Source organism: Chryseobacterium sp. KMC2 (assembly GCF_016756935.1).
GTDB classification, from domain to species: domain Bacteria; phylum Bacteroidota; class Bacteroidia; order Flavobacteriales; family Weeksellaceae; genus Chryseobacterium; species Chryseobacterium rhizosphaerae.
The window spans coordinates 289,944-315,802 of record NZ_JAESIT010000004.1; the positions used below are offsets into that span (position 1 = coordinate 289,944).

Genomic DNA, 25,859 nt, shown 5'->3' on the forward strand with positions numbered 1-25,859 from the left:
TGGCTTTCTCCATGTTTGGGAAAGCCAATGTATTATTCTTTATGTAGAGCTGTATAGTCTAAAGCAACTAGTAAACACCTGTTGATTCCCCATATTTTTCCACACAAACTTCGTCTGCTACTCCATAGAGGATTTGTTCAGTTACATCATTGACGCTGTGTGGTATTTCTTCAGGATTATCCATAATCTGAAAATAAAGCTCCTTACCGTTACTCACCACCCAATTGGCTATATCTTCTACCCCATCCTCAGATTCTTCCATATAATCAATAAAAGGCTCATCCTGCAATTCAACTGATGCATCAACGAATTCTTCCTGAAATTTGATGATTTCTTCTTTAGAAAAACCAGTCAGAATTTCTTTAAGCTTATCCCTATTAAGATCTGCTCTTCCTATGATAGACCAAAACCATTCGGATGTTTCAATATTTTCCATTTTTATATAATTTATTTAATGTACATGTTTCGGTTTTAAATTCCCTTTAGCGTCCCATTCATGCGTTGCCCTCAGCTTTTTATTTAATCTTGTAAACGGAGTTCCCGGGCCTGATCTTCCAAGTCTGTTAAGAGTATTGTCCCAAGGTAATGAGTAGCCCATTTTTTCCAACCCTTCTCTCATAGATTTTTCAATGCTTTCCACACTGCTTAACGCTGTTTTATCTACGGTAAATACATCTAAAGATAAATTTCTTCCGGTTTTATTTCCGGCTGTTGCATACTTTTCAAATCTTCCTTTAAAAGTACCCACCTCACTTTTACCTATTTTTAAAAACTCGCCTGTATCTGCATCCTTTAAAATATATACAATCCCTTTTTGATTACCATCAAAGCTCAGATTCCTCCAATTAGGATCAGTAAGATCAATTGATTTTAGGTTTTCGGAAGGAATGATAGTATTCCACCCAAAAATATCAATAAACGAGTTTACATTTTTTACATAAGCATATAAATTAGGTTCGCCAGACATCAGTCCGATCGGATCCTGGCTGATATAATTACCACTTTCATTATCATAATAACGAAAACGATTATAAGCCAGTCCGGTTTCCTCATCTATATATTGTCCCTGGTATAAAAAAGGAACAAATGTATGATCACCTTTCCTCAAAGAACCATAGATATCCAGTTCCCGTTCCCAGATTAAAATACCCTCACGATTATACGCATGGGTTGGGGTTCCTAAATAATCACTGATTATACTAAACTGTTGCTCTCCTGTAATTTTACCACAAGGGGTAAAACTTCCCTCCTTATACAGCCAAGTTATTACATTTTCTGCAGATTCTACAGTCTCTTCTACATTATTTTCGGCATCAATCGTTAGCTCCGGCGGAAAACTACCTTCATATTGCCATTCATGCAGAGGAACATTCCCATCCCAGACCCAACGGGTCACTTTATTTTTATATTGTTTTGCAATACGCCGTCCTAAAGGATCGTAAAAAAAGACGACCTCATTGCCTTTAGGTAGGATTACCCTGGCCAGCATTCCATTTCCTTTCCATTCGTATTGCCAGCCGATACCGCTTCCCGTAAGGCTGATTCCGTATTTATGTTCTATTGTGGAAGCAGATACTGCTGCACGCTGGCTGCTCTTTCTGAATTCCTTAAAGATCAGGTTTCCTTCGGCATCATAGTAATAATTATAGCGGATATCTTTTAAAAGCCTTCCTCCGGCTCCATACGTACGATCCGACTGCTCCGGAGTTTCAAACAAATTTCCTATAGCATCAGGTGCTTTATAAATGGTTTCGGTTTGCTGACGGCTCTGGTAATTGCCGCTTACCAGATTATCCCATGAGTCATAATTAAAAGAGGCACTGGCACCTGTAATTTCGTTAACCGTTTTCAGCAGGCGGTTGGCAGTACCCCAGAAATAACGGGTCCGGTTTTGTTCTACATTATGGCTATGAATACTGCTTCGTATCACACGGCCCTGCTGGTCCCTTTCCGTAAGCTGGCTGATTCCTCCCGTGAGCTCTCTTTGGATCTCCAGCCCTGTAGCATCATACTGCCACTGAGCTTTCCAGTTTCCACTTTCCATTTCCCTTACCTGCCCGAAATGGTCATATTGGCTGGTAATATCAGCCCCTAAAGAACTCTGGGTCTGTAAGGAATTATTCTCCTCATCCAATAAGGTACTCACCCAATGCTGGCCTTGCTGCTCTTTAAGAATACGGCCATCTTTAGCACGTTGTATTTTTATGGTGATATCCTGGTTGAGTGCTCCCGATAAGAATCCATCTTTATTATAATGATATCCTGTAAATGAAAGGTCACTATGCTGCTCCATGATAACATTCCCTGTGCCATCATAATCATATTCGGTCCAGCGGTTATCAGGTCGTATCACCCTTTTCACCCTGCCTACTGCATCACGTTCATACTGCCGGTGCAACCCGTCAAATCCCCATTCATTGATTACATTTCCCACTCCATCCAATGCAAACCGATATACTTCTCCTTTTTCATTGCTGATATTTTTCAGCTGTAACTCTGTATCATAAGCAAATTTTACGGTACGGTTATTTTGTGTGCGGCTTAGTAAAACTCCCAGGCTTCCATACCGAAAACGGACTTCATGTAAATCATCTTTCGCGTGGATGATGTTATAGGAAGTATCATATTCAAAATAATGCTCATTTCCATCCGGCTCTTTTATATACACCGTATTTCCTGCATCATCATATTTGTAATACGTCAGATTGCCACGCACGTCACGTTCACAAATTACATTTCCCACCTCATCATAATCCCATTTGTTATAGGTTTCGTTGGGATAGATCACCTGTACCATGCGGTGGAATTTATCATAGAAAAAATGCACAGAACGGTTATTACTATCGGTGATTTTTCTAAGATGCCTGTTTTCATACTGATAAAACAGTTTTTCACCGGAAGGAAGTTTCTTTTTTATAATCCTGTGAAGATCATCGTAGCTCCATTCTATTTCCGTCCCTCCGGGCGTTGTGACTTTAGTCAGGTTAAAAACATCATCATATTGAAACTGAGTTGTTTCATTATTCTCATTTTCAACAGTTTTCAACAGCCCATTTTCAGTATAGAGGTATTTCTTCGTAAGACCTTCGGCATTTACGGTTAATTCAAGCTCCTGATACTGATTGTATTTTTGATGGGTAACCCCTCCGTTTTCATCTATTATTTTATAGATCAGCTTATCATCATCATAAAAATATTCTGTGGTAAAGCCTAAACTATTCCGCGTAATCGTCTGCCCCGGATTATATTCTGTAAAGTATTCCAATACCCCACCGTCACCCCAGGTATGAATACATTTTGCATCATCCCCTTTGCCTTCATATTCCCAATAAAAATTCTGTCCTGTCTGGTTGGTGAGCTGTATGAGTAAATGATGGTTATAATAAAAGTGTTTTTCCGCTCCTATAACATCTTTGTTGTAGATCATATTTCCCAATTCATCATATTTATATTGAATATAGGTGATCTCTCTATTTTCTGAAATGGTATATAAACGGGTAATGCGTTGATCAGCATCACTTTCGACCTTTATTATTTTACCTGTACTGTCTGTAATCTGTTTTAAACATCCATTGGGATGATATTGAAATTCCATGATAAAACCGTCTGCTCTGGAAATTGAAGAAAGCATCCTGTAACCTTCCTTATTCAAAGCTCCATTAAACCTGTAACGAAGGTTATTGGAATCTGTCAGCAGATATCCTTTTTCATCGTTACTAAAGGTCAGCTGTTCTTTTCTGCTAAAATATTTTTCACCATGGCTAACCAGTGGAACAACCACCTCACGGCCATCTGACAGGCGTAAGGAAGCAAAATTATTTCCCAGATCAAACAATCCCATATGATAGCTGTGATGCCAGTTAAAACCTAACGGCCCATTTACCTCGGCATCACTGTAGTAGGTTCGCTGCCATACAAAAGGGATAGGTCCCGGCAGCTCGATATCTGTATTTGTGGAGTACACTCTTCCTGTAGCAGCATCCACAGGTTCACCAAACAAACGGCATTTTACAGGCTGTAAAACTTTTGCCAGCTTAGGTTTGTTGGGTTTAATACCGTCAATAGCGTCCTGTAATTTGTTTCCTGCTTTTTTCCATAATTTCCCCATTCCTTTCAGCCCCAGGCTCATCGCCAGCTGAAAAAGGTCGATGGTAGGGGGACCTCCTGCCAAAACAGGCTTCCCTGCTGATGTCATGATCAGCAGCATGGAAGTAGGAGCCATTAATGCTACTTTCGGTTTGGGTTTTGTAATACGAAATGGCGCAGGGATTCCTATTAAATTACATGACAAAGCAAGGTGGAACTGCGTACTGCATGGCCCGCCATCTGCTAAAACAGTACTGCTTCCCAGAAACATTTCTGAGCTTGCAATAGGTTTTACTATAGGAAACGGAATATGTAAGAAAATTCCCGGTAAATGCTGAATTCCTGTTCCCGCATTCGCCACCCACTGCCCATGAACCTGTACAGAAGGTTTCATACCGTTTACAATTGCTGTACATACCGAAGCTAAACTTGTTGGAGGTTCAGATCCGTCAGCAGGAGGAGCAGGGGGTTCCGGCAAAACGCTGGAAATAGCATTCATGATGGCACTCATAATATCGAAAACCATTCCGATGTGAGGAACCGGCAATAAAGGCATGGGCGGAAAAATGGTTTCATGGAAATCTATACCAATAGCCAGATCAAAATACTTCCCTACAGGCATTCCGGGCATAGCCGGTAAAATACTGGCCATATCTTTCTGCAAATGGTCCAGTTTATTTTTAGCCTCTCCAAAAAGTTCACCAAAACCTTTTCGCGGAGCCGGTGATGTTACTACTTTTCCAATAATATCTGACATAGGCTAGTTTTTAAGTTTTGATAATTGATCTTTCCAAACTGACTGTTCCATTTTTAACGAAGCAGAATCAACACCTGCCTGCGCTAATAAACTTTCCCAATCATCACCTAACCAGTCTGCCAACTGTAGTTCTATTTCATTGACTTCTTCTTTTGTCTTGATCTGCTTTCCTAAATAAAGCCCCATAAAAGCGGCATGCAGAAAAGTAGACTGCCTTCTGACCCTGATATCTAAATACGCTCCGGCAGCCAAAGAAAAAAGAATGCTTTCAAAGGCCTTCTGAAGGTTATTTTTTTCATAATAAATATGTGCTATAAGCCTGTTAGTCTCCATAATATAGTAGACATCCTGGCGTTTGGATGCTTTTTCTGATAATTCCTGATAGACCAACAAGGCAGCATCCCTGTTTTTGTTACCATATAATAAAGCTGCTTTTAGAAGCATACAGGATTTCCAAACCGGATAACCTGTATCATCATCATCTACCATTGCTTTTGATGATTCTTCCAGTGCTTTATCGGTATATTCTTCACTTTTTTTAGTATTCTGTACAGCAAAGAAGGCTTGTGACGCCACCAGCAAACCTGCTATTTTTGAAGATACAGAGCCTATTTCCTCGGTAATCGTTATAAGACGTTTCACTTCTACTTCAGTCCTGTTTTTTATTTTCTGAGTCGTAGAATCCATCACTACAATCACCTGCTTCCGGAATCTGGCATCAGCATCTACCATATTATAATTATCACTTGCTTTATACATCTCATTTTTAATCGCCTCTGCCATTTTAAGCTTTGGATATATATAATGATAAAGAGCTTCATTATCTTTTTTCCCTTGCAGCTTTATACGTCTTTCCTCTGCCAGATCCATCGTTACCAGACGTAAGGAATCGGGAACCGTTTCAATAACCTCTTGAAACCAGTGGACTATATTTTGTTTCGCATGGGCTACCAGAGGGAAATACAGACAGAAGTAAAAATGCTCCCCCTGATCTGTAATGCTTCTTTTAAAGCGTTCCAGCTCACTAAACAGACTGGCTGCACTGGGCAGCAGGCTGTCATCAGGAACAAAAGCTTCTTTAATGATATTATTCTCCCAAAGTGCCCGGTGCAGATCTTTATCTTTTTTAGGATGAGGAGTAAACCAAGTTACGAATTCATTCCATAACTGCTCTTCAAATAATTGTTGATCACCATGATATTCGGCTTCAAAACGGAAAAAGATGTCATTAGATTCTCCAACAGGAGACTGCTCGATCTGCATGAATTTATCAATCATCTCAACATCCGGATACTGTGCTACCCAAACAGCCAGCTTCCAGGATTCCTTTTTTTCAGCAACAGACCATAACTCTTTAAGTTTATAATATTCCTGTGCTATTGAGGATGTTTCCATATTATGAATTCAGTTTAACTAAACCTCCTGTAATTATTGTTTCCCCTTCTCCATTCATAGAGACCTTACTGCCACTGATACTTGTTTCTTTTCCGGTCACCTGAACTTCTTTACTGCCGGAAGCCGTTACAGTAACACCGCTTACAGCAGCCACATTGGCTTCCGAGCTCAGCTCTACACCAGCTTTACCACTTCCCATAGAAATAATGGTATCCCCTGTGATCTTAATATTTTTAGCGTGAATGGTAATAGTTTCATCTTCAATAACAATAGATGATTTTCCATTATTCAATGAGATTTTTTTACTGGCCACTCCGGAAATGGTATCCTTACCATCTACTGTAATTGTATTTCCGCCTGTCTTATCTTTGATGGTGATTCCTCCTCCATCATCAAGGCTTATAATATGACCGCTTTTACTGCTAAGGCTCTTCACATTATTCCCCTGGCCGCCTCCTCCTCCGGCTCCCCCATGAAACATTCCTCCCATGACGAATGGACGGTCAGGATGCTGGTGAACAAAATTGACCATGATTTGGTCATCTACCTCAGGGATAGCCATAAACCCTCTGTTTTTACTTACTTTATCGCTGCTTCCCCCATCAGGAGTCATGACACGAACAAATTCAGTAGTATCAGGACCGTTCTGCCAGTCAAACTGTACCTGAACACGCCCCTGGTTTAAAGGATCTGTATTGGAAATTACTTTTGCAAACTGCGGCTCTGCTTTAGGATAATGAAATTCCGGTCTTGGCATAAATCCGGTGTCAGCTGCAATGGCATCAAAAAAACCTGTATAATGTCCTCTTGCATCCACTTCATGTCTTACCTCCGTCATCATCAGTTTTGTAAAATAAGAGGTTTCATTAGTATCCGGTTTTCGCATTTCAATATCTGCAGTACAGCCCGGATATAAAAACGGAACAGAAGTAGATCCTGAAGTGGTAAATACATCTACAGAATTACTTCCTGCCGCCCCTTTTTGGGAAGCATCTATATCCATGATCTTTGAAGCTTTTATAGGAGCTATACTCAGCGAGGGAGTGATAAACGTTTTTTCAGAAATTTCATAAGCACGTTTAGCAATATCCGAAGTATGGTTAATTTTTGAATTTCCAGCAGTCAGTTTTTCATTTTTACTGCTGTTGTATCCATAGAAAGAAGGATTCACATGCTGGGCTTTCATCTTAATTTTCACATCTGCAACGTTGCTTCCGTAAGTAAGTTTTATCGGTTTTTCCTGGGGTGGTAATTTTCCAAAATGCAGAACTTCACCATCATAAAAAAACTGCTCTCCATAAGCTTCAGCAATCCTTGCCAGGTAATTGTAATGCGTTTCATTATATTGAGAGCTATAAGAGACATTTCCGTATTGAGCATCTACCCTGATATCAAATCTACTTGTTCCCAGGCCTTCTTTTATCACCTGATCGGCAACATTATTGAGACTTATTTCCTGCTTTCCTCCAAAGCTTTGGGTATGGGGCGCGGAATCTAATAAAATAGTAGGGCTATATCCTGTAAGAATAATATTTCCCAGACTTCCTTTATCCTGCTCAAAACCTACTTCGGTGATCACTCCTACAAAATTTCTTTCCGGACCATTATCAACATCTTTATACTTGAAAACAATGGTAATCCTTTTTCCAAGGAAGCTTTGAGCCTGTTCCAAATTATGGTTTTCCGTACTTCCCAATGTATCATGGGCTAAGGTCAAATCAAACTGATGATGTTTTACTGCACTTTGGTTAAGTTTGAAATGTTTAAAAAATTTGATTTCTTTACCTTCAATAAATATTTCCAGTTTCACCACCCTGTTGATCCCTGCAATGGCATTTTCAGGAATGTTCTGGGCATTGAATATTTTGGATGTAGGTTGTTTTACCCAAAGTTTTTCTTCAACAATTGACGGAGTATTGGGTAAAATAGTTTTGTTTAGGAGCTGATTCCCCGAATGGGTGAAATTTTTTACCTCAGAAACCATTTTCTGGGGATCAGAAATATCTACGGATTCTTTTACTTTACTTAGAATATCTTTATGGGGTGAATCTATTCCCTTTTTGGGAAAGTTTTCTTCTGGTTTAAACATGATAATGAATTGTAATAGGTTACATGGGAATTTCTTCCATATCAAGAAAAGACCAATCGCCTCAAATGACAGTCAACAAGTTGCATTGGTCTTTTAGCAGCTTATCTTCAGACCGCTTTGAGATGTCTTTTTCAGAGTTTAATGAGAACTCAAACTCTTTTTCCTGCGATTAACAGCCACAGTTTTTCACAGTGGTTTTGAATTTTTTCATAAGTTTTTTTATTGATTTTGGTACTGCAATTTATCACCTTAAAGATTCACTTCAAAATGAAATAGGCAGTATTTTAAAAATTGTCGTAAAACTACGACATTCATTATTTTTTCATTATTTATGAATAATATAAACAATTATATCTATTTAACTAATAATCATATATTAACAATAATTGCAATATGATCACTAATCCGCATCTACGAGCTGGCAACAGATTATTGTCCCGAAAAAAGACTAAAAAATCAGATTATAATGTAACCCTGTTTCTATTGTTTATATTGCAGAAAACTTTTCAAAAAACCACCGTTGAATTTGCAGGCAGAAAATAGATAGCCGGGTTCACCAAAGATATTCCATTCCAGGATGCCCTCTATAAGTCTTATGGGTCACCAGGGCTTATTATAAATATTGAATTCCGGAAACAAAACTAAGGCGTATTTTTTCCCTGCTTAACGGAAAGACTATACTTTCAGAAGAATTGCCAACGAAGATGAAATACTTTATCTTTGTTTTTCAAGACTTATCTAAACATTTATTCTCTATGAAAAAAAATAGCTTTTTATTTTCTGCAAAAGGAATTTTTACAGCAACACTTCTTTCTTTACATACAGCAGTTTACGCTCAAAAAACAGCAGATATCTCAACCATTTCGGAAAAAACACTAAGCAGTATCCTTGAAAAAAACAGACCCTATTATACACAGGGGAAAGTTGCTGATTATATTCCTGAATTAGGAAAAATGGATGCCAAAGCAATTGCTTTTTCTGTGGTAGAGAAAAATGGGAAGATATTTAATGCAGGAGACACCCAAAAGAAATTCACCATGCAGAGCATTTCTAAAATCATAGCATTAATGGTTGCTGTCAATGAAAAAGGGGAAGCCAATGTTTTTGATAAGATGGGATATTTCGGATCCGACAGACCTTTCAACCATTTTTCCAATCTGGAAACAACAGGGAAACCTCTTAATCCCATGATGAATGCAGGAGCAATTCTTACTACTTCTTTAATTTCAGGTGACGGTGAGAAGCCTTTTCTTAAAATTTTGGATATGGTAAGGTATATTACTAAAAATCAAAACATTGATTACAGTAAATCTGTGTATGAATCCGAAAAATCTACAGGACACCGTAATCGCGGAATGTTCTATATCATGAAAAACAGCGGCCTGATTTCAGGGAATGAAGATCAGCTTGATAATTATTTTAAACAGTGTTCCATTGAGCTTACTGCAGAAGACCTGGCTAAGATCGGTTATTTCTTTGCCAACCAATGTGTCCGCTTTGATGGTGACTCCACTCATAAAAATGCTGAAATTTCAAAATTAATAGAATCCCAAATGCTCACTGCCGGCATGTATGAATTCAGTGGAGAGTATTCCCGTATGGTAGGTTTGCCGAGTAAATCAGGTGTTGGTGGCGGAATCACGGTAAGTGTTCCCGGAAAAATGGGAATTGGTGTTTTCAGCCCTGCACTGGACCAACATGGAAATTCATTGGCAGGATATCATATGATCCTGGATCTGGTGAAACAATATGGTTTAAGTATATTTTAAGGTTATTTTAATTTTTTACTCAATCAGTTCCTCATACGTTAAAATTTAAATAACCTTAGCGTAACACTTACATCCTGAATAACAAGTAAATAGGTAACAGAAAAAGCAATAATTCAGATCACCTTACAAGACTATAATCATTCAATATTTTTTATAAATCAAGCGGCATTTGGCCGCTTTTTTTATATATACTATTCCTATCCCAAGACTAGTTTCATTATTATATCACAAAATTGCATTATCTTTTAATTTCTATCATATCATAATATAATTATTTAACCAATTACCCAAAGCATTCTGAAATAAGAAGATAGAGCCATAAAATTCATTTTCGACCAAAATATACTGTTTCATTCTCTCTTTTGAAACATCAAATTTTCGTGGATTTTACGGGCTTATTATTTATATTATCTTTTCGTAATATAAAAAAAACAAATCTCTTATTATTGAAATATTTTATTTTTTATTGCTATCTTTGCCTGACATTATTACAATTATAAATGATTATAATTGTGTATTCTCAGATTGTACCAGCCTGTTTTCGAGAATAAAAAAATAAATTGTATACTTTAATAGCATTTGAACAATTAATATTTTTTTGTTAAAAAATTATTATCAAATTGTATTTATGGTTAGAGATATAATATAAATTTATTACTTTTATTCCCTCATAATAAACAAACACTCATTATGCCAATATGTTTTAGTGTTTTGTTATGAAAATCTATATCCATATTTCAATACCATAAATGCTATGAAAAACTTGACTATTTTTGGGCGGAAGCCCCTCGCAAAGCTGGACACCAACAATCTTACATCGACCCAATCTTTGGTTGGCAGTCTCCGGATGACTAACTCACTCAATATTAGTAAATTATCATTAGATCACTATTATAATTAAAAATATTACAAAAACTAACTACTTTAAATTCCACTATAACAAACAACTACTTGTATACCAATAGGTTTATAGCAAATTTGTTATGGAATTTCATGCTAATATCATCAAAGCAATGAAAAACTTAACCATTATTGGACTAACTCCTTTTGAAAAACCGGATGTTAGCCTTATGCCTAAATTGCATAACGCAGGCGCATTTCCTGTCCTAAGTTTAGGGCATGAATTAATCACCGCCCAGGAAGCATTGAACCAGCTTGAGCAGACCCACATACCTTCTTATGGTATTTACATTTCTAATACTACTTTTACTTCTCTCAGAATTCCGGAAAAAGTGAGCTTTGCCATTCTTCCATTCGGAACCACCATCAATTTCTCTTCAGAACTGCCTGTCGTGTATCAGGTAAGCAGTTTGGAAGAAGCACTACAAGCTCAGCAATCAGGAGCAAAAGGAATTATCGTCAAAGGAAATGAAGCTGCTGGCCAGGTAGGTTATGAATCTACTTTTGTATTATTTCAGCGTGTTATTAAAGAAATCACGGACATCCCGGTATGGGTACAGGGAGGAATTGGCCTCCACACCGCAGCAGCTGTAAAAGCACTGGGAGCCACAGGTGTTATACTGGATAGCCAGCTTGCCCTTTTCCCTGAAAGCTCGGTACCTCAGGATATCAAAGAGGTCTGTTCAAAACTGAACGGAACAGAAACAAGAATTATAGCCAACCACCGTGTATTGGTGAGGCCCAACTCCCCGGTATTACCGGAAAATATTACCGCCGAAGATCTTAGAAAATATTTTATAGATTTTGACCTCAGCAAGAGCTACATCCCCATGGGACAGGATATTTCGCTGGCAACAGATCTCTATGAGGATTTTAAAACACTTAAAAAAATGGTTTTCGGGTTCAAAGAAGCCATGTACGGCCATTTGAAACAGGCAAAAGCTCTTCAGGTTATCGATAAGGACAATCCACTGGCTCAGGAACTTGGCTTACGTTATCCTATCGCTCAGGGACCTATGACCCGTGTGAGTGATGTTCCTTTATTTGCCAATGCTGTAGCGGAAGCCGGAGCCTTACCTTTTGTGGCTTTATCATTACTGAAAGGTGAGTCGGCAAAGGCTTTGGTAATGGAAACCAAAAAACTGGCGGGTGAAAAAACATGGGGTGTAGGGATTTTAGGATTTGCCCCACCAGAATTAAGAGAAGAGCAAACCGCTTATATATTGGAGGCCCAACCTCCTGTAGTTCTTATTGCCGGTGGAAGACCCGCCCAAGCTAAAGTATTTGAAAAAGCAGGAATAAAAAGTTTCCTACACGTTCCTTCTCCTGCCCTACTGGATATTTTCCTGAAAGAAGGAGCAAAGAATTTTATATTTGAAGGACGTGAATGTGGAGGCCACGTGGGACCGCTTTCAAGCATGGTCCTTTGGGAAAAACAAATTGAACGTATCTTAAAAGAAGAACATCCTGAAAACATCAGTGTGTTTTTTGCAGGAGGAATCCACAATTCATTTTCAACAGCATTCGTTTCCATCATGGCCGCACCACTTGCTGCAAGAGGTGTAAAAATTGGTGTATTGATGGGAACGGCTTATCTCTATACTCAGGAAGCAGTACTTACCGGAGCTATCCAGGAAGAATTCCAGTTGCAGGCTATGCAGGCAAAAGACACTGTCCTGTTGGAAACCGCTCCCGGACACGAAACCCGTTGTCTAAATACGGCATTTGCACACCATTTTAATACAGAAAAAACCAAACTTCTGGCAGCAGGAATGGATAAAAAGCAAGTCTGGGAACAGCTTGAAAAACTAAATGTAGGTCGCCTCAGAATTGCCGCCAAAGGCATAGAGCGTCAGGGAGACCAGTTGGTTACGATTCCTAAAAGCGAACAGCTGGATTTGGGGATGTATATGATCGGACAGATTGCCACCATGCATAACCGTGTTATTTCACTTGCTGCCCTTCATCAAAATGTCATTGACAATTACGAACACATTCAATCTGCAGCATTACCGGAAGCGCCAATATCCAGCGAAAAACCACTGGACATTGCTATCGTTGGTATGGAATGTATTTTCCCGGGTGCCAAAAACCTGGAAGAATACTGGAGAAATATCATTTTAGGAAAAGACAGTGTCACAGAAGTACCGGATGAAAGATGGAATAAAGAACTTTATTACCAGCCGGATTCTGACGGACCGGATGTATCTCATTCCAAATGGGGTGGTTTTATTCCGAAAATCGACTTTGATCCCCTTTCATTCGGAATTCCGCCACAATCTCTTGCCGCTATTGAGCCTACCCAGTTACTCACCCTGTTGGTAGCCAAACGAGCAATGGAAGATGCCGGATATGGAGAAAAACATATTAACAGAGAAAATATTTCTGTAATTATTGGAGCTGAAGGAGGTAATGACCTTGCCAACAGCTACAGTTTCAGAGGATTTTACAAACAGGTTTTCGGGGAACTTCATGAAGAAGTAAAAGAAGCCTTCCCTCATACCACAGAGGACTCTTTCCCGGGTATTTTGGCCAATGTAATCGCAGGTAGGATTACCAACCGTTTGGATCTGGGTGGAAGAAACTTCACCGTAGATGCCGCCTGTGCTTCTTCTTTGGCAGCTTTAGATTTGGCTTGCCAGGAACTTGTATTAGGAAAATCCGATATGGTTCTTGCCGGAGGTGCAGATTTACACAATGGAATCAACGATTACCTGATGTTCTCAAGTACCCACGCCCTTTCCAGAAAAGGAAGATGTGCAACATTTGACGGTGAAGCAGACGGAATTGCCCTTGGAGAAGGAATTGCAATCCTTGTTTTGAAAAGATATGAAGATGCCATCAATGACGGAGACCGTATTTACTCTGTAATCAAAGGTGTTGGTGGATCCAGTGATGGTAAAGCCCTTGGCTTAACTGCTCCTAGAAAAGTAGGTCAGGTAAGAGCATTAGAACGTGCTTACACTCAGGCTGGAATCAGTGCCGCATCTGTAGGATTGGTAGAAGCTCACGGTACAGGAACTGTTGTGGGTGACAAAACAGAATTAAGTGCCTTAACAAACTTATTCAGCCGTTCGGGTGCATTACCGGGACAGACTCATTTAGGTTCTGTGAAGACACAAATTGGCCACACCAAGTGTGCTGCAGGATTAGCTGGTTTAATCAAAGCTTCCCTTGCTGTTTACCATGGGGTGAAACCTCCTACCCTTCATCTTAAGCAACCCAATGCCTATTATAATGCACAAACCAGCCCGTTCTCTTTCCATGCTGAAACAGGATTATGGACTGAGAAAAACCGATATGCAGGAATCAGTGCTTTTGGATTTGGAGGAACGAACTTCCACACGGTAATTGCTAATCATCCAAAACAAGATGACTCTATCGCAATGCAGTCGTGGCCTTCAGAACTATTTGTATTCCGCGGGAATACGTATGAAGAAGCTAAAGGACAATCTAGCCAGATCAAAACCTTATTGGAAATCAATGATGGAATTCCATTAAAAGATATTGCTTACAGCTTAAGCATCGGTTCAGAAAAACCTATTCAGTTCAGTATCGTTGCAGATACAGCTGAAGATCTAATGATGAAGCTTGAATTGGTCTTATTAGGAATTGAAACTAAAGATACTTTCACCGTTAATAAAAAAGAAGGTAAGGTAGCCTTTACATTCCCCGGACAAGGAAGCCAGAGAATCAATATGGCTCGTGACTTATTCGTAGTCTTCCCGGCAATGCGTAAGATTATCGACAGCTATCCGGAGCTTGAAAAAGTGGTTTTCCCTTCTACAACATTTAACGAAGCGGATTTAAAACAACAGAAAGAAACCATTAAAGACACCCGTTTAGCACAGCCGCTTTTAGGAATTGTTGATCTTGCATTGGCCAAATTCTTAGAATCCTTGGGAATCATTCCTGATATGCTGGCTGGTCACAGCTATGGTGAATTACCGGCTTTATGTTTCTCAGGTGTATTTGCAGAAGATCAATTGGTTGACTTAAGTATCCGGAGAGCTCAGTCTATTCTGGACTCAGTAGAAGGTGGAGATCCCGGTTCCATGTTAGCAGCAAGCAGCACTCACGAACGCTTACAGCCAATCATCGCTAAAGTGGAAGGATGTTATCCGGTTAACTTCAATGCACCTACCCAGTGTGTTATCGCAGGAAGTACGCCAGCGATCAATACATTACTGGAAGTCCTAAAACAGGAAGGTATTTCTGCTAAAAAATTAGAAGTGGCATGTGCATTCCACAGTCCATTATTGGCAAAATCTAAAGGTTTATATGCTGACGTATTAAAAGACGTTCCTTTCCAGGAAATGCAGATCCCTGTATGGTCCAATACGACAGCAGAAGTATATCCACCGAATCCGTCAGACATTAAAGAAAGATTGACTGAACATTTGGTACAGCCTGTAAGATTTGTCGAGCAGATGCAAGCGATGTATAATGATGGAGCAAGGATCTTCATCGAGGTAGGCCCAGGAAAAGTACTTACTGGATTGGCAAAATCATGTCTTGAAAAAGATCAGTTGACCTTATATGTTGAAGACAGCAGCCGCAATAAATTCACCCACCTGCTTTGCATGCTTGCCCAATACTTGGGTACAGGACGTAACTTTAATATCACTAAGCTTTTCGATGGTCGTAACGTTAAACTTATCGACATTGATCAGCCTGAACTTTATAAGAAAAACCCTGCCATTTGGAGGGTTAATGGACAAGCTGCACATCCAACTACAGGCACACTGCCTTCCAATGGTGCACTACCAATTTTAACTCCTATTGCCATGAATAATTTTACGAATAATCAGCAAGCTCCTGCCACTGAAAGCTTATCAACAGCTGAACGTATGCTGCAGGAATATTTAAATAGCATGAAACTAATGATACAGGCGCAACGGGATGTGATGCTTTCCTTTATGGGACAGAATCCTCAGGTACACCCGGCCCCTGTTTATACTTCACCGATTCAGGCTCCTGCCGGTCAACAGATGGCAGCAATCCCTGTCCAGCCTGTTCGTCAGGAGGTTCCGGCAGCCGTGGCGCAGGTAAAACAGGCTCCTGTAAGAGATATCAAATCTTTATTACTACAGGTAGTAAGCGATAAAACAGGATATCCACAGGAAATGCTGGGAATGGAAATGGACCTGGAAGCGGATTTAAGTATTGATTCAATCAAAAGAGTTGAAATCATAGGAACACTTCGTAATGAACTGGGTACCCTGTCTAATGGCAATACCAACGAAGATACCGTAATGGAGCAATTAGCAGGAATAAAAACCCTGAGTGGTTTGGTTTCATGGCTTACCGAATACTCAGGAGCGGGAGCAGCATCTGTTTCCGAAAAAAACGGAGCAGCAACGGAAGCTCCGGCTTCAAAACCTCAGGCTCAGTCTGCATTATCTCTTGAAGATCTTCAAAATGCCATTCTGACGATTGTCAGTGAGAAAACCGGATATCCAAAAGAAATGCTGGGATTAGACTTAGATCTGGAAGCAGACCTTAGTATTGACTCCATTAAGCGTATGGAAATTATCGGAGACCTTAAAACCAAAATCGGATTTGGTCAAAATCTTGAGCAGGCTGATGATCTTATGGAAAAATTAGCCGCGATTAAAACACTTCGCGGGTTGGCAAGCTGGATCAGCGATATGAGTGGTGATACCCATGAGACCAAAGCTGAAGCTAAGGAGGCCGTCGCTTCTGAGCCGGCACAAAATATATTATCCCGTCTTCGTTTTGATATCACCCCAACGGATGCTTCTTTATTGCAGAATACAGAAGTATTGCAGGGAAAACGTTTTGCAATTACTCAGGACAACAGCCAACAGACCTCAGCAATCAAAGAAGCATTAGAAAAACATGGTGCGATTGCAGAATTAGTAGATACAGAAAAAGACCTTTCCGGCTTTGACGGACTGATCATGCTGGATATGTTCTCTGCTGAAGTGAAGCACAGCATTATTGATCATGTAGATCTTATCAAAAAACTGGATTTCGATAAAGCTAAGTGGGTGTATCTTATCTCAGATATTCCGGCACACCTTCAGGAAATCAATGATGCCCGTATATTACGTCATCATCAGGGATATCCGGGTCTGTTCAAAAGTTTAGCCCGTGAATTTGATCATACGACCTGCAGACTGATCAGTCTGAGCACTCCTCAGGCAGTCAATCAGATTGCAGAGATCACTTTAAAGGAAATCCTGACCAATGATAAACCTGCGGAAGTTATTTACAAAGATGAACAACGACACAAAGTAGATATCATCCCATCCCCATTGTCCACCAGCCTGGAAGAAGCGCATATTCAACTGGATCAAAAGTCTGTTGTTTTAGTTCTCGGAGGGGCACAGGGAATCACAGCCGAACTTGCCAAACACATGTCACAGGCCTATCCTTGTACCTATATTCTGGTGGGAAGATCCGCTGACCCAAGAGAGGAAGCTTCAGATCTGAAAGAATTTGAAGCAATGAAAACAAAAGAGGAAATAAGAGCCCATCTTATTAAATCTGCAGCATTCACTTCTCCTGCACAAGTAGAAAAAGAGACCGTAAGAATATTCAAAAACAATCAGATCCTTCGTACCATCCGCGATATGGAACTGCTTGGAAATACCATAGTTTACCAGTCCTTAGATCTTTGTGATGAAGACGGATTAAGCAACCTGATTAACGGTATTTATGAAAAATATGACCGTTTGGATGGAGTGATTCATGGAGCAGGTCTTTTAGAAGATAAATTATTCAAGCAAAAAACAACCAGCTCTTTCGGACGTGTATTCGATACCAAAGTAAAACCACTTCGTGTATTAGCTGAACAACTTCGTACAGACTGCCAGTTTGTTGTTTTATTCTCCAGTATCGCTTCCGTATACGGAAACAAAGGTCAGACAGATTATGCTGCTGCCAACAGTGTATTGGATGATTACGCCAATGCTTTGAATAAAAGATTAAAAGGAAAAGTAATTTCCATCAACTGGGGACCATGGAAAGGTGCCGGAATGGTTTCATCAACACTGGAAACAGAATATGAACGTCGCGGTATTTCTTTAATCCCATTGGATGAAGGTAAGGAGATCTTCCTTAATGAAATAAAATACGGAACTGAAAGCCAGGTGCTGATCATGTCGGGAAATAATTGGTAACCCTCTGTATAAACTAAGTATGAAAAAAACGGATGTTGCTGTAATTGGTCTGTCTTGTGTCTTTCCGGGGGCACAGGACGCCAACACTTTTTGGCAGAATATTGTCAATAAAGTAGACTCTACCCAATTGGCTCCGGCTGATAGGATAGATCCGGTTCACTTTAATGATGCCACAAGCCCTGTTGACCGCTTTTATTGTCAGCGTGGGGGATTTATTCCTGACTATGAATTCGATCCTACGGCATTTGGTATTTTGCCATTGGCTGTGGAAGGAACAGAACCTGATCATTTGTTAACCCTTGATTTGGTTCAGAAAGCATTGCAGGATGCCGGGGTCTTTCAAAAAAAGACTTCCCTTGAAAAAACGGGAATTATCATCGGTAAAGGAAACTATACCGGTCCTGGAGCTACCCGTGCCATCGAAATTGTAAGAACCGGAGAACAAATCTCTTCGTTACTGCAGGAGCTATTGCCTCAGGTATCTTCTGCGGATATTGAAAAAGTAAAACATGCTTTCCAGGAACGCAAAGGACGTTTTGCGGCGGATACCGCCATGGGATTAATCCCCAACCTTGTCGCTTCACTGGTGGCCAACCGCTTCAATTTGGGCGGGGCTGCCTTTACGGTGGATGCTGCCTGTGCCAGCGCTTTAATTGCGGTGGATCATGCCGTACAGGAACTTCAGCGGGGACGTTCGGATATGATGATCGCAGGAGGAGTACACACCGGACAAAATGCTGCTTTCTGGAGTATTTTTGCCCAGCTGGGAGCCATGTCGCATCAACAGCAGATCAAACCGTTCAGTAGTGATGCTGACGGTTTACTGATCGGTGAAGGCTGTGGTTTCGTTGTCTTAAAAAGACTGGAAGATGCGGTACGTGATCAGGATAAAATCTATGCGGTCATTAAAGGAGTAGGCGTAAGCAGTGACGGTAACGGAACCAGTGTGATGAGTCCTTCTGTGAAAGGTCAGCTGAAAGCACTGGAACAGGCATGGAACCACGCAGAACTGGATGAAAAGCAGATTGGTTACCTTGAAGCCCATGGTACAGGAACTCCACTTGGAGACAAAACAGAGCTTCAGACCTTAGCGCAGTTCTTTGGAAAAGAAGAGACTGCTCCTATGGCAGGTATAGGATCTGTAAAGTCCAATATCGGACATGCCATGCCGGCTGCAGGAATCGCAGGACTGATTAAAACCTGCCTTGCATTACATCATGATACTCTGCCTCCTACATTATATTGTGAGAATCCGACTGCAGATATGCAGAACACAAGATTCGAACCTGTTCAGGAAGCAAAAAACTGGTCAAAAACAGGGCTGCCAAAAGTAGCCGCAGTGAATGCTTTCGGATTCGGAGGAATCAATGCACATGTTGTTCTTGAAGGCTATGATATGCCGAAGAAAGACAATGTACTGCTATTGGCAAGACCTACCCACGAAGAATTACTTGCTGCATTACAAAATAATGACAGCACAGTAGGCGAAGGAAATTTCAGGGTGGCGATATTCGATCCAACCCCTGCAAGAATAGAAAAAGCACTTAAAATAGTCTCCAAGAACATCACCTGGAGAAATAAACAGGATATTTGGTATACCTCGGCCCCATTATTAAAAGATGGCGGAAAAGTGGCCTTTGTATTCCCGGGCTTAGATGGTCTGGCCAAAGGTGAAGTAGATACTGTAAGCCGTTATTTCGGTTTATCAGCTCCTATAGAAACCGAAGGGGAAGGTCTTTTAACCGATGCCTTAAACATCTTCAACAACTGCAGTATCCTTGATCATTCATTGAAAAAGCTGGGAATCATCCCGGATATGAATGCAGGACACAGCTTGGGAGAATGGCTGGCAGGTTATTCCTCAGAATTAGCAGAAGCCAATTCTGTAAAAGCTCTAATCGATGTATTGAATCCTGAAACTTTTGAATTAAAAGATTCTAAATTCATTGCTATCGGAGCCGGTATTGATACCGTTTCACCTCTTATTGAGCAAATCCAGAATCTATACGTATCCAATGACAACTGCCCTAATCAGGTGATCCTTTGCGGCAGCAATGCAGCACTGGATGAGTTGGTTCCGGTATTAAAATCAAAACAGATCTTCCACCAGATCCTGCCGTTCCAGTCTGGATTCCACTCTCCTTTTATCGCTGATAAACTGGATGTGATCCTTGCCGGAATGGAAAAAGCAGAGTTCCAACAGACCAAGATCCCGTTATGGTCTGCAACGACGCTGGAACCTTATCCGGCAGATCAGGCAGCCATCAGAAAGCTGAGCGCTGAGCATCTTGTTCAGCCGGTTCGTTTCCGCGAACTGACAGACAGACTCTACGAGGAAGGAGCAAGATTCTTTATCCAGGTGGGTACCGGAGGACTGATCGGTTTCATTGATGATACCTTAAAAGGAAAAGCATTCAGTACCATCGCTTCCAGTGTTCCTACCCGATCTGCACTGGCTCAGCTGCAGCGTGTAGTAGCTTCATTATTTGTGGAAGGAAAGACGATTGCCCTTGACTTTCTGGAGATTCAGAATCATACAAAAAAACCATCAGGAAAAGGAATCAAACTGGAATTGGGGTCACCTATTATCCGTAATTTCAAAGAAATTAAAAGCCTGGTTCCTTCTTTTGAAGCTTCCAAACAATATACTGCTTCACCTATTGCTACAAAAAGCGGTCATCCACTTGTACAGGCCTTCCAGGACAATGTTGCAGATATGATCCGTATGCAGGAAGAAGTGCTAACCCTTTTCCAGAACCGCCCGGAAATTACTATCCAGCGTCCAGCTCCTGTAGCTGCTAAAGCACCGAGAAGTACCCATTTCTCAAAAGATCTGTATGTTACCCTGGAAAGTCATCCTTATCTTATCGATCACAGTTTATTGAGACAGCCTAAAGGATGGGCTCATGTCGCTGATATGGAACCGGTCATCCCGATGACCATGATTTTTGAGCAGCTGGCAGAAATTGCTGAAGCAGAAATTCCGGGAACACTGGTTCATAAAATTATGAATGTAAGTGTTTTCCAGTGGATGAATGTAGCCAAGCCTTTTGAAAAAACAGTACAGGGAGAATGGCGCTCATCTCACCACGCTTACCTGGATATCGAGAATTTTGCGAATGCAGAAGTGATTTTAAAATCATCTCCGGTACCTACCCCTGACTTCAACCTTTCCGTAGGTGATCTTTTACCTATCGAAAGAACTCCTGAAGAAATTTATGATATGCATATGTTCCACGGAGAAAAATATCAGGGAATTACTGAAATTTCATCAGTAGGAACTAAAGGTATCGTAGGAAAGATCAAAGGAAATGGTGGTAAAGGCTCTTTACTGGACAATGCAGGACAGCTATTCGGGCTTTGGCTGCAGCTTACATTAGTGAAAGACCGTATTGCATTCCCGGTGAAGATCAGAGATATTGAATTCTTTGGCGATATGCATGACCAGGAAGGTATTTTCGAATGTACCTGTATGCTTACCGAGCTTAATGATGAATTTGCAACAGCCAATATCGTCCTTACAAGAGACGGAAAAGTTTGGTGTGCCATCACCGGCTGGCAAAACAGAAGATTGGAAATCGATGCTGCGTTATGGAATGTTTCCATGTCACCACTGCATAACCGTCTTTCGGAGGAAATTGCCCCTGAAGTATTCTTTTTCCACCAGGCGTATACCAGAGTGGCTTCGTGGGATTTTATCCTCAAAAGATATTTCAACCAAACGGAAAAACAATTTCAGCAACAGCTATTGCCTAACAAAAAGAAAAACTGGATGGTAAGCCGCGTAGCAGTAAAAGATGCCGTAAGAAATCTTCTTCGCAAGGAAAAAGATCATGCCTGCTTCCCGATTACCTTTGAAATCCGTTCTGATGAAGTGGGGAAACCTTACCTCATCAGTGATTTTACAGAAAACATTCATATTTCACTGGCTCATAAAGGAAAAGATGCGGTAGGAATAGCACGTTATGGAAAATCTGTAGGAATTGATATGGAGCTCATTGAAGAGCGCAGCTCCGGATTCTACGACATGGTATTTACCGAAAAGGAATTAGCATTATTAAAAGACAGAGATCAGGCAGAATGGACGACCCGTTTCTGGGTAGCCAAGGAAGCATACGGAAAGTTCCTGGGTACAGGACTGAAAGGAAATCCTAAGGCCTTCGAAGTCGAACTTATAAAAGATGATCACTTGTGGATCAACACTATTGAAATCAAAACTATTAAACATCAAAATTATATTATCGGATGGACACTGTAAACCCAACATTAAAATTGAACCACGAAGAACTATTTACTCTTTTAAAAGGTTTTATTACTGAAGTGATAGGCGCAGAATTTGTAGAAGAAATGGACATCACTCCTGAAAGTTCATTCACCAAGGATTTGGAAATGGACAGCATAGAAATTGTCTCTTTTTCTGAAAAAATCAAAGCGCATTTTGGCGATCAGATTGATTTTACCGGTTGGCTGTCTTCTATGGACTTAGACCAGCTGATCAATCTTGACCTTAGTATGATCATCAATTATATCTACGAATGCCAATAATCACTGTCAATAACAGGCAAGTTCATATACAGGAACTCAACAAAGATGCCGAACAAACCGTGGTACTGATCCACGGGATGTTCAGCAACCTGTCCATTTATTATTTTAATATTGCCCCTATCCTGGCAAAGCACTTCCATGTAGTGATGTACGATTTGAAAAGCCACGGCATGAGTGAGCGTTTTCTCAACGGATATGATCTCGATACCATGTCATCCGATCTGATTAGTTTAATAGATCATCTTCAGTTGGAAAAAGTACATTTAGTAGGCTACAGTTTCGGTGGTCTTATCGCTTTGAAAACAGCATTAGAATATCCGAATCGCATCAACCAGCTGGCTGTTATGGAAGCACCGGATCCTCAGGACGAAAAGGCACGTAATATTATTGATGAGTACAGCAAAGAGTTTCTTGAGCATTATGTAGCCAATTTTACGGATACCACCAAAGTGCAGATGGGGAAAAGACAGATGGAAAAAAACCATCGTATGTATGAGTTTCTGTTTAACCAGACCAGCATTAAGGCAGATATGATCAAGGAAAAACATTTTCTTGGTGAGGCGCCTCTTACCGAACTGGCAGTTCCCACCTTATTAGTGTATGGTGCGGAGTCCAACTGCAGGCCTACAGGAGAATGGTTGCAGACACAGATCAGCACTTCAGAGCTTGAATTGATTCCCGGTGATCATAATATCCCGATACAGGAACCTCATCTCATCGCAGAAACTATCGTTCATTTTTTATCTAAAATTTTAACACAAAACCATGGCTAAATTTGCATTTATAGTTCCACCATTGACAGGACACGTCAATCCAACCCTAAGCATCGGGGCTACGCTGCTGGAAAGAGGACATGAGGTAGCCTGGATCAGCCTTGACCCTAGTTTGGAGGCTAAGCTTCCTCCAGGAGGAGAATTATTACTGATCCAATACGATCAGTCTGACGAAGAAAAGAAAGAGAGCGAACAATATCTTGATATTATTTCAAAAAAAGTAGTCTACGGAATAGACAGCATCAAGTTCCTTTACGAAGATGTCCTTATTCCTCTGAACAGACATTGTTATAAAGGTATCGTTGCCCTACTTAAAACATACCAACCTGATTTGATTATCGGAGACCATCAGCTTTTTGCGGCACCTATTGCCGCAAAGGCACTGGGAATTCCTTATGCCACTTCTGTTACTGCTCCGGCTGCCATTAAAATCATGAATGAGCTGCCCAAGGTACACGAATGGGAAGTGAATCAGATCATCGATCTACAGAAAGAACTTGGCGTTAATGAAGAGCGTTCTCTGGCTACTTCTGACCTGTTGACCCTTGTTTTGACCTCCACTTATTTCTTTGGTGACATGGAAGATCTGCCTTCTCAATATCAATTTACAGGTCCGGTTCTTACAGAGCGCCGTATCTCTTGTGAATTCGATTGGGACAGATTAAAAAGCGCTACCAACAAAAAGATTTTAGTAAGCATCGGAACTACTTTCGATCACGATCATAAAAAAGCATTCTTCCAAAAGGTTATTGATGCTTTTAAAGATGAAGATTTAACGGTTGTAGTGGTTTCCGATCCGCAACTTTTCGAGCAGTGGCCTGAAAACTTTATGGTGTATCAGCAGGTTCCTCAATTGGATCTCTTACCTCATCTGGATGGTGTGGTTTGCCATGGCGGTCACAATACCGTTTCCGAAACGCTATCCAATGGTATTCCTTTGGTAGTCATTCCTATTGCTTACGACCAGTCACATGTGGCAGGACGCGTTGTGCGTACGGAAGCAGGGGAACGTCTTAACTTCAACCGATTCAAAGCCAACCACCTGAGAGATGCCGTCCATCAGATTTTACATAATCCAGGCTACCGGGAAGCCGCCCAAAAAGTGGGACAATCTTTTGTGGAAGCGGGAGGTTCAGCGACTGCAGCAGATTTATTGGAAAAAGCTATATTAAGGGCTTCAAAACCTGAGAAACCTTCTAAATTCTTATTTGTTGTCCCCCCATTTTTCGGACATGTCAGCCCTACTTTAAGTGTAGGAGCGAGTCTGATTGCGCGTGGTCATGAAGTAAAATGGTTTGGGATTACCCCTTTAGACAGCAAACATATTCCGGAAGGAGGTTCTTATTATTATCCTGAAGAAGACCTTATTCCGTATCAGGATGAAATCGCCCGTATTTTAAAAAGACAGGACGACGGACCGGCATGTTCCGGACCTGAAGTGATGAAACTGGCACTGGAAGAAACCTATGTCCCGTTTGCCAAGATGATGATGCCGGGATTAACCCGCCTTACAGAAAGCTGGAAACCTGATGTCATCGTGAACGACTGTATTAGTTTTGGAGGAGCTCTTTTCGCTCATAAACATAATATCCCCTGTGTCACCACAACACCTGTTCCACCGGATGTGATGGGAGACACTAAAAAAAGTGCCCCTAAAATCTGGGAATGGCAGCAAAACCTCATCAAAGATCTGCAAAAAGAAGTAGGTATTCATGAGGAAGGTATTTACATCCATTCACATAAACTGAATATGGTATTTACCTCACAAGCCTTTGCCGGTTTTGATACTGTACCCTCTCACATGAAATTTGTAGGCCCTGTAAAAGGCCGTCCGAACGACGCTCCTTTTGACTGGGATAAATTAAATACTTCTACCACTCCAAAGATCTTTGTATCCCTGGGAACGTTGTTGGTAGACATCAGAAAAGCTTTCTTTGAAAAGATTATTGCTGCATTTAAAGATCAGCCAGTAACCGTAATTGCGGCTACTCCACCGGAAATCTTTGAAGAATGGCCGGAGAACTTTATCGTGAACAGCTTCGTGCCTCAATCTGCAGTGATGCAGAGAATGGATATGGTCATTTGTCACGGAGGTTTCAACACAGTAAACGATACTTTCCGTAACGGATTACCGATGTTGATCACGCCTATCGCTTATGATCATTTCCATATTGCGAAATTAATTGAGCAGGCAGGCTGCGGAATCAGCATCCGATACAAGAGACTGCGTGTAGAAGCTCTTCGTGAAACTGTTTTTGAATTACTGGAAAACCCTAAATACAGAGCTGCCGCTCAGGAAGTTCAAAATACGTTTAATCTTGCCGGAGGTAATGATAAAGCGGTAGAATTGCTGGAAAACTTTGTACAGGAACATTCCACATTAGCGTCCGTATAGCC

General features: G+C 40.8%; 10 protein-coding genes. 6 read left to right on the top strand and 4 right to left on the bottom strand.

Annotated elements, in window-relative coordinates; genetic code table 11:
• Window positions 1-67: 67 nt before the first annotated feature.
• From JML65_RS06960 to JML65_RS06975, 4 genes are read right to left on the bottom strand one after another with little or no spacing between them, the layout of a single operon-like run.
• Window positions 68-436 carry a DUF4240 domain-containing protein gene (locus tag JML65_RS06960; protein ID WP_047486761.1) on the bottom strand — a complete coding sequence of 123 codons (369 nt, stop codon included), beginning with the start codon at window positions 434-436 and terminating at the stop codon, window positions 68-70.
• A gap of 15 nt (window positions 437-451) precedes the next feature.
• Window positions 452-4,843: a DUF6531 domain-containing protein gene (locus JML65_RS06965; RefSeq protein ID WP_202270349.1), complete on the bottom strand. Its 4,392-nt coding sequence runs from the start codon at window positions 4,841-4,843 to the stop codon at window positions 452-454.
• A 3-nt stretch (window positions 4,844-4,846) separates the two neighbouring features.
• Window positions 4,847-6,238: a hypothetical protein gene (locus tag JML65_RS06970; RefSeq protein ID WP_202270350.1), complete on the bottom strand. Its 1,392-nt coding sequence runs from the start codon at window positions 6,236-6,238 to the stop codon at window positions 4,847-4,849.
• A gap of 1 nt (window position 6,239) precedes the next feature.
• Window positions 6,240-8,327, bottom strand: coding sequence for a type VI secretion system Vgr family protein (locus tag JML65_RS06975; RefSeq protein ID WP_410668994.1), 2,088 nt, complete (start codon window positions 8,325-8,327; stop codon window positions 6,240-6,242).
• Between the two features lie 755 nt (window positions 8,328-9,082).
• On the opposite strand from JML65_RS06975, the gene glsA reads away from it, so the two are divergent.
• The 6 genes from glsA to JML65_RS07005 all read left to right on the top strand — a co-directional run bounded on the left by glsA (window position 9,083) and on the right by JML65_RS07005 (window position 25,857).
• Window positions 9,083-10,096 (top strand): glutaminase A, encoded by a 1,014-nt coding sequence (glsA, locus tag JML65_RS06980; RefSeq protein ID WP_202270351.1) that lies wholly within the window; start codon window positions 9,083-9,085, stop codon window positions 10,094-10,096.
• A gap of 983 nt (window positions 10,097-11,079) precedes the next feature.
• Window positions 11,080-18,144: a type I polyketide synthase gene (locus JML65_RS06985; protein ID WP_237390803.1), complete on the top strand. Its 7,065-nt coding sequence runs from the start codon at window positions 11,080-11,082 to the stop codon at window positions 18,142-18,144.
• A gap of 19 nt (window positions 18,145-18,163) precedes the next feature.
• A complete protein-coding gene (locus JML65_RS06990) occupies window positions 18,164-22,402 on the top strand; it encodes a type I polyketide synthase (protein WP_202270352.1) in 4,239 nt (1,412 codons plus the stop codon).
• Window positions 22,390-22,689 (top strand): acyl carrier protein, encoded by a 300-nt coding sequence (locus tag JML65_RS06995; protein ID WP_047486771.1) that lies wholly within the window; start codon window positions 22,390-22,392, stop codon window positions 22,687-22,689. Before JML65_RS06990 ends, JML65_RS06995 begins: the two co-directional genes overlap by 13 nt.
• Window positions 22,680-23,462, top strand: coding sequence for an alpha/beta fold hydrolase (locus JML65_RS07000; RefSeq protein WP_084087197.1), 783 nt, complete (start codon window positions 22,680-22,682; stop codon window positions 23,460-23,462). Before JML65_RS06995 ends, JML65_RS07000 begins: the two co-directional genes overlap by 10 nt.
• The gene (locus tag JML65_RS07005) at window positions 23,455-25,857 is read left to right on the top strand and encodes a glycosyltransferase (protein ID WP_202270353.1); all 2,403 of its coding nucleotides are present in this window, start codon (window positions 23,455-23,457) and stop codon (window positions 25,855-25,857) included. The genes JML65_RS07000 and JML65_RS07005 overlap by 8 nt, the downstream gene beginning before the upstream one ends.
• Window positions 25,858-25,859: the final 2 nt, after the last annotated feature.